This window comes from Qipengyuania sp. JC766 (genome assembly GCF_040717445.1).
Lineage (GTDB): Bacteria > Pseudomonadota > Alphaproteobacteria > Sphingomonadales > Sphingomonadaceae > JC766.
The window spans coordinates 1,225,196-1,238,020 of record NZ_JBFEFL010000001.1 but is presented as its reverse complement, the minus strand read 5'-3'; the positions used below and the strand labels follow the sequence as shown (position 1 = coordinate 1,238,020).

Here is a 12,825-nt window from a genome sequence, read left to right as displayed (position 1 = left end):
TATGCACGCGACTCGCGCAGGTGCCATCCTCTTTACCGTTGCTGGAGATCAGTGTGACCACGCCGCTTCATGTTTCGCTGTCGGACCAGGGCTTCGGCACCACTGCCGAAATCCGCCCCAATCTCGGCACTGCCGAGCTCGTGGAACGCGCCGTGGCGGACGGTGAAGGGCGCCTCAGCAAGCACGGCGCGCTGGTGGTCGAAACGGGTGCGAAGACCGGTCGCAGCGCGAAGGACAAGTTCATCGTCCGCGATGCGGAAACCGAGGACAGCGTCTGGTGGGGCAAGGTGAACGTGCCGATGTCGCCGGAGCATTTCGCGAACCTCAAGGCGGACTTCATGGACGCGCTGGGCGGCAAGGATGCGCTGTACGTCGCGGACCTGTTCGGCGGATCGCAGCCGGAACACCGGGTCAATGTCCGGGTGATCAACGAACTGGCCTGGCACAATCTCTTCATCCGCACGCTGCTCGTCCGCCCGACGCGCGAGGAACTTGCGGACTTCGCACCGGAATACACGATCATCGACCTGCCGAGCTTCCGGGCCGATCCGGAACGTCACGGCTGCCGCAGCGAAACCGTGATCGCGGTGAACCTGTCCGAAAAGCTGATCCTAATCGGTGGGACGCGGTATGCCGGCGAGATGAAGAAGAGCGTCTTCGGCATCCTCAACTACCTGTTGCCGAAAGACGGCGTCATGCCGATGCATTGCAGCGCCAATATCGGACCCGACGGCAAGACGGCGGTGTTCTTCGGCCTTTCCGGGACCGGCAAGACGACGCTCAGCGCCGATGCCAGCCGTACGCTCATCGGGGATGACGAGCATGGCTGGTCGGACACCGCGGTCTTCAACTTCGAAGGCGGCTGTTACGCCAAGATGATCCGCCTCAGCGAGGAAGCCGAGCCGGAAATCTACGCGACCACCAGGATGTTCGGCACGGTCCTGGAGAATGTCGTGATGGACGCCAGCACGCGCGAACTCGATTTCGACGACAACTCGCTCGCGGAGAACACGCGCGGCGCCTACCCGATCGAGTACATCCCGAACACGAGCGAGAAGAACCTCGGCCCGGTGCCGAGCAACGTCGTGATGCTCACCGCCGATGCCTTCGGCGTGCTGCCCCCGATCGCACGCTTGACGCCGGACCAGGCGATGTACCACTTCCTTTCGGGCTACACGGCCAAGGTCGCGGGGACCGAGATCGGCGTGACCGAACCCGAAGCGACTTTCAGCACCTGCTTCGGCGCGCCGTTCATGCCGCGTCACCCCAGCGTCTACGGCAATCTCCTCAAGGAGCGGATTGCGAAGGGCGGGGTGCAGTGCTGGCTGCTCAACACCGGCTGGACGGGCGGCAAGTACGGCACGGGCCATCGCATGCCGATCAAGGCGACGCGGGTGCTGCTCAACGCGGCGCTCGACAGCAAGATGGAAGACGTCGAATTCCGCAAGGACCCGAATTTCGGGTTCGAGGTTCCGGTTTCCGTTCCTGCGCTGGAAGAGGCCGGGATCGACCAGTCGATCCTCGATCCGCGCAGCACCTGGGCGGACAAGGAAGAGTACGACGCGACCGCGCAGAAGCTGGTCCAGCTGTTCGTCGACAATTTCGCCGAGTTCGAAAGCCATGTCGACCAGGGCGTTCGCGACGCGGCACCGCAAGCCGCCTGAGTTCTACCCGTACGCGGGTAGGGAGAGGGGGCCTCGCATCGACCAGATGCGGGGCCTTTCCTCTGTGGCGAACCTGCGGCATGACGTCCGCGGGGCGCGAACGAAATCATGGAGTGCGAGCATGGGTCTCTTTGACAGCATACTGGGTCAGGTTTCCGGCAATCCGGAAATCGTCAACATGGCCGAGAAGTTCGGGATCGATCCGGAAATGGCGGCGAAGGCGGTCGCGGCACTTGGCGAATCCCACCAGAAGGACGGCGACACGGTTGAACTGGCGGCGCAGAAGACCGGGCTCGATGCCGGGATCCTGGACCAGATCAGGGACGCGATCGGCGGCGAAGGAAGCCTGACGCGCTTTTCGACGATGCTGGACAAGGATGGCGACGGCAATCCGGTGAACGACATCCTCGGCATGGCCGGCGGATTGTTCGGCAAGAAGTAGGAACGCGGCGGAAGCTCCGCTACCGTTCCATGTTCGCGACATTGGCGATGATCTGCTCGTCCAGATCCTCGCCATGCAGCACGCTGACATCGCCGGTCGTCTCCAGGACGACCGCGCGCACTTGCGCGTAGTCGAGGACGTTCGCCTCGCGCAGCTTCGCAATGACGTCCGACTTCGCGACGCGCGTGGATTCGAGCGCGGTCTCGCAGAACTCCCCGTTGCGCATCAGCAGCACCGGCTGGTTCTGCATGGCCGATTCGGCGGTCTCGGAGGACCTGCGGAGGAGTGCGGCCAGAACCTGCGTAAGGAACAGGCCGACCATGCCCGCCCCGATCTGGAGGTAGGTGGTCCACTCGGTCGCCTGTGCACCGCCTGCCACCAGCGAGCCGAGCGCGACGGTCATGACGAAATCGAAATTCGTCATCTTGGACAGCGAGCGCAATCCGGTGATCCGGACGAGGACGACCACGAAAACGAGGGCGATGGCGCCCAGCACCGCACCCCTAATGAGCGCATCGAGCGTGGCGTTGTCGACGAACATAATTTCCCCCTTCTTGCGTCACCGGTGCGACGCGCGCCGGAGGGTCTCCGTTCCGTCCTTGCGGAAGGTTAGGTCCGTCCGCTCGCGATATAGCGGTCCACGTTCTTCGTCAGCACGTTCATCGGGACGTTGCCGCCAAGGATCACCGCGTCGTTGAAACCCTTGAAATCGTAGGCTTCGCCAAGCGCCTGCTGCGCGCGGCCACGCTGGTTCACGATCTCGCTGTGACCCAGCTTGTATCCGGTCGCCTGTCCCGGCCAGCTGCAGTAGCGATCAACTTCGCTCTCGACTTCCTCGCGCTTCGAACCGTTCTCGGTCACGAAGAAGTCCACCGCCTTGGCCCGGCTCCAGCGCTTCGAATGGAGCCCGGTATCGACGACCATGCGGCATGCGCGGAAGGCGAGGCTCTGGAGATAGCCGAGGCGACCGACCTTGAACTCGTCGTATGCGCCCAGTTCGTCCGCGATCTGCTCGGCATAAAGGGCCCAGCCTTCGCTGAAGGGATTGAAGGCGAGGATGCTGCGGATGAGCGGCAGGCGGTTCGAGTATTCGCCCTCCCAGACATGGCCCGGGATCGTCTCGTGATAGGTCAGGTCCGCGAGATCGTACTTGCGGTGCAGGTCCGTGGTGCGCAAATTGATCCACATGCGGCCGGGAATGGTGCCGTCCTTGCTGCCCGCGCCGCCATAGGCGCCCGGCGCGCCCGGTTCCTCCGCCGGGGGCAGACGGCGCACTTCCAGGTTCGGATCGACGAGCGTGTTGAACGCCCGCGGCATTTGCGCCGTGATCCAGTCGATCCGCTCGCGGATGAAGGCCATGATCTCGGTCCGGCCCGGATCGCCCTCGGCGAACTTGTACCGTTCGTCCTGGCTCAGCGCCTGCATGCGCGCACCCACGGTCCCGTCGGTATAGCCGATCTCGCGCAGGATCGGATCCATCTGCGCGTGCAGGACGCGCAATTCCTCCAGTCCCTGCCGATGGACTTCGTCGGGGCTCAGCGTCGTCGTCGTGCTCGACCGAAGGGCCCAGTCGTACCACTCCTCGCCCTGTGGTTGCGCCCACATGCCGGGATCGCTCTTCGCGGTCTTCTGCTCCTCGTAAAGCTCGGCCAGCTGCGCCTCGAGAGCCCGCGCGACGGGACCCGTGACGATGGCTTCCGCCCGGGTCAGGGTCGTGGTGCCGAACGGCTTGTCCGCCAGCCGCTCGCGCGCCTGTGCGACGAAAAGTTCGCCGTTCATCGCATCCTGCAACGTGCTGCGTAGCTGCGGCACGGCCTTCGCGATCAGGAAGTCGGGCGGGACCACGCCCATGCCGCGCGCGGCCTTCATCCTGTCCAGTTCTCCGGCAAGGACGTCGGGTATCGCATCCAGGCGCGCCAGCCAGGCGTCGGCATCGTCGCCGTCCTCGAGCGGATGCGTAGAATCCATGAAGCGCGGCAAGTCGAGATAGCTGCCCACGTTCTGGATAACGACGTAAGGCGCGGTCCGCCAGCTGCCCACGGGAACGTCGCCATAAGGCAGTGCCATGCCGTCGAGCGCGAGCTCGTAGGCGCTTTCGGTCACTTCGAAACTGGTGACCGTTTCGGCATCCAGCCCTTCGCGCGGGAAGGCCCGCAGGCGCTGCAGGTCCTGCCGCATGGTCGCGGCGAAGGCATCCTGCCCCGCCTGCGACTGGTCCTCGAGCTGCGAGCGCATATATGCGTACTGCCCGGTATCGACGCCGAGCGAAGTGGCCCGCTCCGGCTCGTGCTCCAGCAGGTTGTAGGCCACCTGTTCCAAGAGGCGGTTCGCCCCGATCCGGTTGGCCTCCCCGATCGCGCCTTCGCGGATGCCGCCGGTCGGCACGCAGCCCGATGCCAGCGCCATGACGGAAACGCCGCCAAGCCCCGTAAGGGCCTGACGGCGCGAGATTTCAAACTGTTGTCTGCTCATCGGGCGAGCGTGGCCCGCTCGTTCGCGCAAGTCAATCAGTCGAGGAATTCCGCCGGGACCTTGCCCCCGTTACGCGCGAGTTCCTGCATCGTCTTGCGATGCAGCCAGAGGTTGTCCTGCGCATTGCCTTCGTATTCCGGGCGGCCCAGCTCCTGTGCCAGCGCCTTGCGGCTTTCGTAGTCGGAATCGACGTTGATCAGCTTCATCAGGTCGACGATCGACGTCCGCCAGTTGAGGCGGTCGGCCCCGGGCATGGAATCAAGCCGGTTCTCGACATCCACCGTGCTTACTTCGCTGGTACGCACGGCCGCGGCCTGCGGTGTTGCCGCCGGTGCCGTCGCGGATGCCGGGGCCGGCGTCGGAACCGGTTTGGCCGGAGCCTTCTCGTCTTCGTCGCTGCCGAAGATCGCGTTCTTGATACTGCTGAAAATTCCCATGATGATCCTCCATCGATCGTGCCCTACCGAAATGCCCGGATGGCGAGAGGGGTCCGCAATGCGTTGCGAAATTTCATCGCCGCGCTAGTCAGGCGCGATGGACCTCGTTCTCTCGATCGTGATGCTGGCCGTCGTCACCTTGCTCGTCGCCGCAATCTTCGTCTGGCGGCGGGGGAAGCGGAAGCAGGCCGTGCTGATGGTGATCCTGGCGATCGTCGGGCTTGGCAACATCGCGCTCTGGACCATCCCGACCCCTGTCGGCACGTCTCCGCTAGAACAGCTGGAAGCGGAGACGGCCAAGCAGGAGGGTTGATGCAACGCCGTCAGTTGGGAACCTGCCAGCGCACCGCGCCGGTATAGGTTCCGGATACCGTCGCACCCTTCGTGTCGCGGGCAGGCGTGAAGCGGGCGCGTTCGGCGACCAGCTTGCAAGTCGCGCTGTCGAGCGGCGCGTATCCGCTGCCCCGTGTGACGGCACAGTCGGTAACCCTGCCTCGCGTATCGATCGAAACGCGGAAACCGACGGTGCCCTCGTATCCGCGGTTGATCCACGCAGTCCGGAAATCGGAATCGCGGATCCAGCGCGACGCGTCGTTGCTCGGCCTGGCCGAGACGGGGTCGAAGGACGGCGAAGGCGTCGGGCTTGGACGGCTCGACGGCGTACCGGTCGGGCCGGGCGTGCCGGTGGCGGTTCCGGTCCCGGGGTCCTCGAAAAGCCAGTCGTCGTTCGGAAGTGCCGGACCGGTCGTTTGCCGGGTGTCCGTCAGCGGATCGTTCGTCGAAGGCGGAATGTGGGGCACGGGCGGCGTCGTGTCGGGCGACTGAACCTCGCGCTCGCTTGCCGTCTGCGTCGGCTCGGGCGGTGCGGGCGGGATGGTGATGAACACATCCGTCGCCTTCGGGGCGGGGGCGGTCGGCGGGACGATTACGGACGTCGCGAGACCTGCGAGCAATGCCGCACCGATACCGACATGAACGAGCGCGACGCCCGCGATGGCGGTGGTTCTTTCGGATCCGGATGTGTTGTCGACGTATGCCATGATGCCTCTCCTTCTGCCCGCACTGGCGGCGAGCTTCGGAAATGATACAACATCACGGCAATATTGCAAACGCCTGATTTCTCGCCACGCAAGCTTGTTGCGCGGCGTCAATCATCGACGACTGACCGTTACGTCAGGTGATGGGGCAGTTGGGATCGAGGCGGAAGTCGAGGTAGTTGTTGACCGAAGCCATCAACTCGTCCTGCTCGTTCTCGAAGAAGTGGTTGGCGCGCGGGATTTCCTCGTGATGCACGGTGATGTGCTTTTGCGTGCGCAGCTTTTCCACGAGCTTGGTTACGGCGGGCGGCGGCACCACCGTGTCCTGCGCGCCGTGGATGAAGATGCCGCTGGCGGGGCAGGGGGCGAGGAAGCTGAAATCGTACATGCTGGCCGGGGCGCCGATGCTGATCCAGCCGCGGATTTCGGGGCGGCGCATCAGCAACTGCATCCCGATCAGTGCGCCGAAGCTCACGCCGGCGACCCAGGTCACCTGCGCTTCTTCGTGGATCGACTGGATCCAGTCCAGCGCGCTGGCCGCGTCCGACAATTCGCCGATGCCGTTGTCGAAGCTCCCCTGGCTGCGGCCCACGCCTCGGAAATTGAAGCGCAGCGTCGCGAAGCCGCGATCGACGAAGGTCTTGTAGAGCTTTTGCGTGATCTGCTCGTTCATCGTTCCGCCGCCCTGCGGATGCGGGTGCAGGATCATTGCGACGGGCGCGCGGGGGCGCGGCGCGGGGGAGAAACGACCTTCGAGACGACCTTCGGGGCCGGGGAAAATGACGGTGGGCATGGATGGGTCCTGCGGGATGAGACAGCGCGCGGGTGGCGCGCGCGAAGTGGCGGGCTATATAGGGTTTCGTCTTCAAATCGCAATCATTTCGAGCACGCCCGATCGCCTCCCGCATCTATCTCGACCATGCCGCCACCACGCCGCTTCGTCCCGAAGCGAAGGCGGCGATGGAGGAGGGCTTCCGCCTCTGGGCGAACCCCAGCAGTCCGCATGCCGAAGGACGGCAGGCCCGCGCCGCGCTGGAGGACGCCAGGATGCGCATGAAGCGCTCGATCGGGTGGTCGGGCGAACTGATCTTCACCAGTGGAGCTAGCGAAGCCGCCGCGCTCGCCCTTTCGCGGGCGAAAGCCGGCACAAAGCTGGTGAGCGCGGTCGAACACGACTGCATCCTGCAGGCGGTGCCGGGCGCGACGCGCATACCGGTCCTGTCCGACGGACAGGTCGATCTGGATGCCCTGCGCCAGGCGATCGACGGGCCCGGCGCGCTGGTGGCGGTGCAGGACGTCAATTCCGAGACCGGTAACCGCCAAATTGTCGAGACGATTGCCGGGGAGGTCGGACGGGCAGGGGGCGTGCTCCTCACCGATTTTGCGCAATCGGCGGGCAAGCGAAACCTCGCGGCGACGGATATGGGCATCGTGTCCGCGCACAAATTCGGCGGCCCGATCGGGGTGGGGGCGCTGCTGGTCCGCGACTTCGCGATGCTGGAACCGTCCGGCGGGCACGAGCGCGGGTATCGTCGCGGGACCGAGAACCTGCCGGCCGTGCTGGGCATGGTCGCCGCGCTGGAAGCGGCCGGCGACGGCTATTTCAATGATGAGGCGATGAACGCGCTGCAAGCCCTTGCGCCCGAATGCCGCAGCCGGGGCGGGACCTGGCTTTCCGACAGGCTGTGCGATCCTGTGCACTATATCCAAGCAATCGCCATGCCCGGCATCTCGGCCAGCGCGCAGGTGATGCGGTTCGACATGGCCGGAATATCGGTCTCGCAAGGCTCGGCCTGCTCCAGTGGCACGATGAAGACCAGCGCGGTCCTGCAGGCCATGAATGTGGAACCCGAAATCGCAGCCAACACGATCCGCGTCAGCCTCGGCTGGAATACGACGAGGGAAGAAGTGGAACGCTTCTGCGAGGTCTGGATAGATATGGCGAAGTCCGCATGATCTATCTCGACTACCAGGCCACCACTCCGCTCGCGCCCGAAGCGCGCGACGCCATGCTGCGCTGGCTGGACGGGCCGGACGGCACCGGCTTCGGCAATCCGCATAGCCCCCACCGGATGGGCAGGCAGGCCGCGGCCGCGGTCGAACTGGCGCGCGACCAGGTGGCGCAGCTGTTCCCGGCCGGGGGGCGCGTGATCTTCACCTCCGGCGCGACCGAGGCGATCAACCTCGCCATGCGCGGCAGCGGCTCGGGCGGTTCGGTCTCCGTATCCGCCATCGAGCACGCGGCGGTCCTCGACACGGCGCGCGCACTCGGGAAGACGCATGTCCTGAACGTGGCGAAGGACGGACAGTGCAACACGAAGCAGGACCTGCCCGCCGATACCAGGCTGGTCTGCCTGATGCAGGTCAACAACGAGATCGGCGTGATCCAGCCCACGGTGGAATGGCATCGCAAGGCGAAGGAGAACAACGCGCTCTACCTGTGTGACGCGGTGCAGGCCTACGGCAGGATCGAGGTCACCGGGGCGGACATGATCGCGGTCAGCGCGCACAAGCTGCACGGCCCCAAGGGTATCGGCGCGCTGTGGATCCGACAGGGCGTCGAACTGGACGAGGTCCAGACCGGCGGCGGGCAGGAGGACGGCCTACGGTCCGGCACGCTCAGCCCGGCGCTGTGCGCAGGGTTCGGCGCGGCGGCGCAGGAAGCGCGCGAGCGGATGGCGCAGGATGCGGACCATATCGAGGAACTGTGGAACCGGTCGCGCGAGCTGTTCGCCGACTGGGAACTGAACGGCAGCGCCGATGCGCGCTGGCACGGCAATCTGAACATCCGGCGCGACGGACTCGACGTCAATCGCCTGATGAGCGACTGCCGGGACATCATGTTCAGCGCCGGATCCGCCTGTGCCAGCGGATCGGGCCGCACCAGCCACGTGCTCGAGGCGATCGGCCTTTCGAAGAAGCAGGCGAAGAGCTCGATCCGGCTCGGCTTCGGCCGCTACACGGCGGTCGAGGATATCGAGAAGGCCGCCGGCACAATCAACGCCGCGGCAGAGGCGCAAGGTATCTGATGGTGCGCGTCCGTTTCATCACGGCCGAGGGCGACGCGGTCGAGGTGGAAGGCGCAGACGGCGCCTCCCTCCTCGAAACCGCGCAGGCGGCCGGAATGCCGCTGGAGGGAACGTGCGAAGGCCAGATGGCCTGTTCCACCTGTCATGTGATTATCGCAAAGGAGTGGTTCGCGCGCCTGCCCGAGGCGAGCGAGGACGAGGAGGACATGCTGGACCTCGCGGCAGGGGTCGCGCCGACCAGCCGGCTTTCCTGTCAGATCGAACTGGAGCCGGGGCTGGATGGCCTCGAAGTCGCCATCCCTGCGCAAAGCCACGACATGCGTCGCTGATTTTCGGGTCAGTTGACGGTAACGGTAAACACCATCGCGAAGCTGGCCCCGGCGGCAAGGTTCGGTGCGGCCCCGGTCACGACGGTGCCGGAAAGGGCCATGCCGAACGGGTCGCTTTCGTCCGGACCGATGGCATTCTCGTCCTCCACCGTGACAGCGCCGGCGCAGGACGTGCCTGATCGCATGGAGCCCGTATTAAAGGTGGTTCGCGCAGGCAGGCTGTCCGTGGCGATGACGTTGGCGGCAGTGGTGCTGCCCGGATTGGTGATGAGGATGCAGTAACGCACGATCGCGCCGGGGATAGCCATCGGGTTCGTCGTGTTGATCCCATCCGACACCACGCTGCTCGTCTTGACCACCGTCAGCGGCGTGACGCGCGCGTTGGTGTAGCTGCACACGATGGTGGTCCCGGCATCGGCGGCATTGATGGCGAGCGTGTTGTTCGCCCGCGCGTCGGTCCCGCTCAACGTGCCGCCCGTGCAGTTCAGCACGGCCTGGTAGGCGGACGCGGTGCCCACCGTGAAGACTTCCGCCCTGATCGTCCCCGTATCGCCGGCATAAACCGTCACGGCGGTGCCCGTATCGGTCTCGTTCGCCGTGTTTGCGACTGCCTGGAACGCGGCGGTATTGGCGGTGAATCCGGTAGTCGCGGGCAGGGTGACCGTGTTGCCGGTTATCGCGTTGACCCAGACCTTGCGCAGCTGGAGCTGGACGGCCAGCCGGGTGTTGGTGAAGGTGCAGGTGATCGCGGTGTCCGCCGCATTCACCGTCAGCGTTGTCCCCGTCACCGCCGTCGCATTGCCGGTACAGGCAAAGGTCGCGCTGTAATTCGCCGCATTGCCGTTGGTGAACGTCTCGCTGAACGTCGCCACGTCGCCGGCATAGACGGTGACCGGCGTGGCAGTATCCGTCTCGTTCGCGGTATTGGCCACCGCGTCGATGATGGCGTTGTTTGCCAAGCCCGTGCTCTGGAGCTGCGCCGCATCCAGTATGCGGGCGCGCGACCAGGTCTTGCGCAAGGTCAGCTGCGCCGATCTTCGGGTGTTCGTGTAGGTACAGGTGACGTTGGAGAGGAGCGGAACCGTCAGGGTGCGACTTCGGCCGCTGCCTCCGGTGGTTATCGCGCTTCCGTTGCTGTTGTTGATGCAGGCGAAACTGGTGTCGTAATTGGCGCCGTTGCCGGACGTGAATGTTTCGGTGAAGGTGATCGTCTGCCCGACCGTCGCGTTGGAGGACGCGTTGGTGGCGCTGCCCCCGACGGTCGAGGATCCCGGGCTGGCGCCGAACCCGCCGGTTATGGCCAGGTCGACCGAGTCCCCGTTGCGGCCGTTGACCCACGATTTCGTGAGGGTCAGTCGGGCGTCGTCATCGGTGATGGTGTAGGTGGAAGATGCAATCGGCGTGCCCCCGCACGTGCTGGTGCCCGAGATGGTGTAGCCGCTACCGGCGACGAGGCTCATCGTGATCGTCTCGCTGCTCTCGATCGCATTGTCGTTGATGATCGTGATGCCCAGCGGCACGGCCGTACGCTGGTAGATGCCGGGCGGGATGGTCACGGTGAAAGTCGCGCCGCCGCCGGGCGTCGTATAATCCGTGCCGCGCGTGGCCGTTCCGCCGGTGATCGTCACCGTGACCGTCCGGCTGGTGAAGATCGAACCGCTGACGATCAGCGTCGGGAGGTTCGCGGTCGGAATGGATTCGACACCGGTCGTCGCGTTGGAGCTGAATTCCACGAACGGATTCAGGTTGATCCGGATATCGTCGAGGAAGTTGCCGAAGGACCCGGGATTGGTCGTGGTGAACTGCACCCGCTGCATGCCCGAAGGGCCGTTATAGGTCGTCTGGCCGGTATTGAGGTTCCAGACATTGTTGATGGTCGAGGACTGGGTGGCGAGGTTCTGGATCAGCGTCCCTGTCTGGCTGGCGATCTGGAAGGACGCCGTCTGGGTCGCGGCCCCGCCGGTGCGCGCGCGGTGGGCAAACTGCCACCCGATCTGCTCGCCATTGACCATGCAGATCGTCTGGTAGAGCGCGCCGGGGGCCGAAGCATTCATCTCCGCAAAGACGTTGCCCTGATAGGCCGGCACGCCGTTGAAGTTCGTATCCCACAACTCGATCTCGCCCGTGGTGGAGTTCCAGCCGGCAACGGTCCCGTTGGGCGTGATGATGAAGCTGGGCGCTCCGGGCCCGTTCGGATCGTTGGATTCGAACGAGGGGTTAATGATTGCGCGCTGCTGCGCCAGCGCCGGCGAAACCATTGTCGCGGCACAGAAAATGGCCAGAAAGGCGCAAAGGAAACGGTGCAACCCCATCTCTAGGCGCCCACCTCTATTAACCACGCGATAAATAGTGATTAACAGCGGAGTAGTGGTCCGCCTTTTTTATGGGACCGCAAGTAGAGCTGACGGACCTTCAGGGTTGCGGGGCAGTCTCGCCCTCCTTGGGATTGTCGGGGCCGGGCTTGCGGCTCGCGGCGATACGGATCCGGCGCACGCCCCAGACGATCGCCCAGACCACCAGCCCCACCGGCACGGCAACGACGATGAGCGCGATGAGGACGGCGATGACCGTGCCGAGGATGGAGCCCAGCGCGCCGAACACCGAACGGATCGGTTCGAGGAAGCCGCCCGAGCTGGGCGAGCCCGAGCTGTAACGCACGGTGACATCGCTGAAGGCGACCCGGCCGCGCATTTCCGCCAGCCAGCTGGTCGCCTGGTCGATCTCCTCGTTGACCTGCGCCACGCCGCGTTCCGCCTCGACCAGCTCCGCCACCGTGCCTTGCCGGTTGCGCAGCACTTCCATCAGCCGATCGCGCAGCAGGGTTCGGGCACGCAGGCGCGCCTCGGTATCGACGATCTGCTTGGACAGGTCCTCGCCTGCGATCGAGGCGGAGATCTGCTCGCCGTCCTGCTGCTCGGCGACAGTCGCCAGTTCGGTTCCGAAACTGCGAGCCTGCGGGGCAGCGACTTCGAGTTGCAGCGTGCCGAAGCCGTAATCGCCTTCGTCCTCGGACTGCTCCATGGAAATGATCCGGCAGACAGTCGGGCCCTTGGCTTCGCACAGTTCGACATGGCGGGATTGCAGGCCCGCGATCGCACCATTCGCGACGCGAAAACCGTACTGGTAGGTGTAGGCGATCTGCGGGGTGCTGACCGGGATTTCGGCGGCTTCGCCGTCTCCGCCATCGGCCGCATTGACGAAGCTCGCAGGCGGCGGCTCGGCCATGTCCGCCGTGGTGACAGCCTCCGTGCTTTCGCTCGGCCCGGAACAGGCGGAGAGGGCAGCGGCCGTTACCGCCAGGGCCAACAGGGACGCACGCATAAGCCATCTCCCGAAGCGGCACCTGAGGTGCCTTATTTATGCCACAATCTTGCCACGTTTCCGGCTGCGGTCAAGCGGCAAATAAAAAAGCCCC

Annotated in this window: 13 protein-coding genes; 6 read left to right on the top strand and 7 right to left on the bottom strand. The window is 65.2% G+C overall.

Annotated features, from left to right (window positions below; all coding sequences use genetic code 11):
• Positions 1-47 precede the first annotated feature (47 nt).
• Both AB1K63_RS06165 and AB1K63_RS06160 read left to right on the top strand, forming a co-directional pair.
• On the top strand, positions 48-1,664 hold the full coding sequence (locus AB1K63_RS06165) for a phosphoenolpyruvate carboxykinase (RefSeq protein WP_366960654.1): 1,617 nt from the start codon (positions 48-50) through the stop codon (positions 1,662-1,664).
• Between the two features lie 121 nt (positions 1,665-1,785).
• A complete protein-coding gene (locus AB1K63_RS06160; protein WP_366959087.1) occupies positions 1,786-2,106 on the top strand; it encodes a hypothetical protein in 321 nt (106 codons plus the stop codon).
• 19 nt (positions 2,107-2,125) lie between these two features.
• Here the strand turns inward: AB1K63_RS06160 and AB1K63_RS06155 are convergent, their stop codons facing one another.
• The 3 genes from AB1K63_RS06155 to AB1K63_RS06145 form a co-directional block, all read right to left on the bottom strand.
• On the bottom strand, positions 2,126-2,647 hold the full coding sequence (locus AB1K63_RS06155; RefSeq protein ID WP_366959086.1) for a YetF domain-containing protein: 522 nt from the start codon (positions 2,645-2,647) through the stop codon (positions 2,126-2,128).
• A gap of 68 nt (positions 2,648-2,715) precedes the next feature.
• Entirely contained in the window at positions 2,716-4,578 is a 1,863-nt protein-coding gene (locus AB1K63_RS06150) for a DUF885 domain-containing protein (RefSeq protein WP_366959085.1), read from the bottom strand.
• 35 nt (positions 4,579-4,613) lie between these two features.
• Positions 4,614-5,015, bottom strand: coding sequence for a DUF3597 domain-containing protein (locus AB1K63_RS06145; RefSeq protein ID WP_366959084.1), 402 nt, complete (start codon positions 5,013-5,015; stop codon positions 4,614-4,616).
• Positions 5,016-5,112: 97 nt separating this feature from the next.
• Here AB1K63_RS06145 and AB1K63_RS06140 point away from each other — a divergent pair, with 97 nt between their 5' ends.
• Positions 5,113-5,328 (top strand): hypothetical protein, encoded by a 216-nt coding sequence (locus AB1K63_RS06140; protein WP_366959083.1) that lies wholly within the window; start codon positions 5,113-5,115, stop codon positions 5,326-5,328.
• 10 nt (positions 5,329-5,338) lie between these two features.
• On the opposite strand, the gene AB1K63_RS06135 is transcribed toward AB1K63_RS06140, so the two are convergent.
• Positions 5,339-6,055: a TonB family protein gene (locus tag AB1K63_RS06135; RefSeq protein ID WP_366959082.1), complete on the bottom strand. Its 717-nt coding sequence runs from the start codon at positions 6,053-6,055 to the stop codon at positions 5,339-5,341.
• Positions 6,056-6,188: 133 nt separating this feature from the next.
• Complete coding sequence (locus AB1K63_RS06130) at positions 6,189-6,845, bottom strand: alpha/beta hydrolase (protein ID WP_366959081.1); 657 nt, start codon at positions 6,843-6,845, stop codon at positions 6,189-6,191.
• A 113-nt stretch (positions 6,846-6,958) separates the two neighbouring features.
• Between AB1K63_RS06130 and AB1K63_RS06125 the strand changes: the two genes are divergently transcribed.
• Genes AB1K63_RS06125 through AB1K63_RS06115 form a run of 3 tightly spaced genes read left to right on the top strand, consistent with a single transcriptional unit; the run spans position 6,959 to position 9,410 of the window.
• Positions 6,959-8,008 carry an aminotransferase class V-fold PLP-dependent enzyme gene (locus AB1K63_RS06125; protein WP_366960653.1) on the top strand — a complete coding sequence of 350 codons (1,050 nt, stop codon included), beginning with the start codon at positions 6,959-6,961 and terminating at the stop codon, positions 8,006-8,008.
• A complete protein-coding gene (locus AB1K63_RS06120) occupies positions 8,005-9,081 on the top strand; it encodes a cysteine desulfurase family protein (protein WP_366959080.1) in 1,077 nt (358 codons plus the stop codon). The genes AB1K63_RS06125 and AB1K63_RS06120 overlap by 4 nt, the downstream gene beginning before the upstream one ends.
• Entirely contained in the window at positions 9,081-9,410 is a 330-nt protein-coding gene (locus tag AB1K63_RS06115) for a 2Fe-2S iron-sulfur cluster-binding protein (protein ID WP_366959079.1), read from the top strand. Before AB1K63_RS06120 ends, AB1K63_RS06115 begins: the two co-directional genes overlap by 1 nt.
• An 8-nt stretch (positions 9,411-9,418) precedes the next feature.
• Here AB1K63_RS06115 and AB1K63_RS06110 read toward each other — a convergent pair whose 3' ends face one another.
• Both AB1K63_RS06110 and AB1K63_RS06105 read right to left on the bottom strand, forming a co-directional pair.
• Complete coding sequence (locus AB1K63_RS06110; RefSeq protein ID WP_366959078.1) at positions 9,419-11,668, bottom strand: hypothetical protein; 2,250 nt, start codon at positions 11,666-11,668, stop codon at positions 9,419-9,421.
• A gap of 154 nt (positions 11,669-11,822) precedes the next feature.
• Positions 11,823-12,731, bottom strand: coding sequence for a DUF4349 domain-containing protein (locus tag AB1K63_RS06105; protein ID WP_366959077.1), 909 nt, complete (start codon positions 12,729-12,731; stop codon positions 11,823-11,825).
• Positions 12,732-12,825 lie beyond the last annotated feature (94 nt).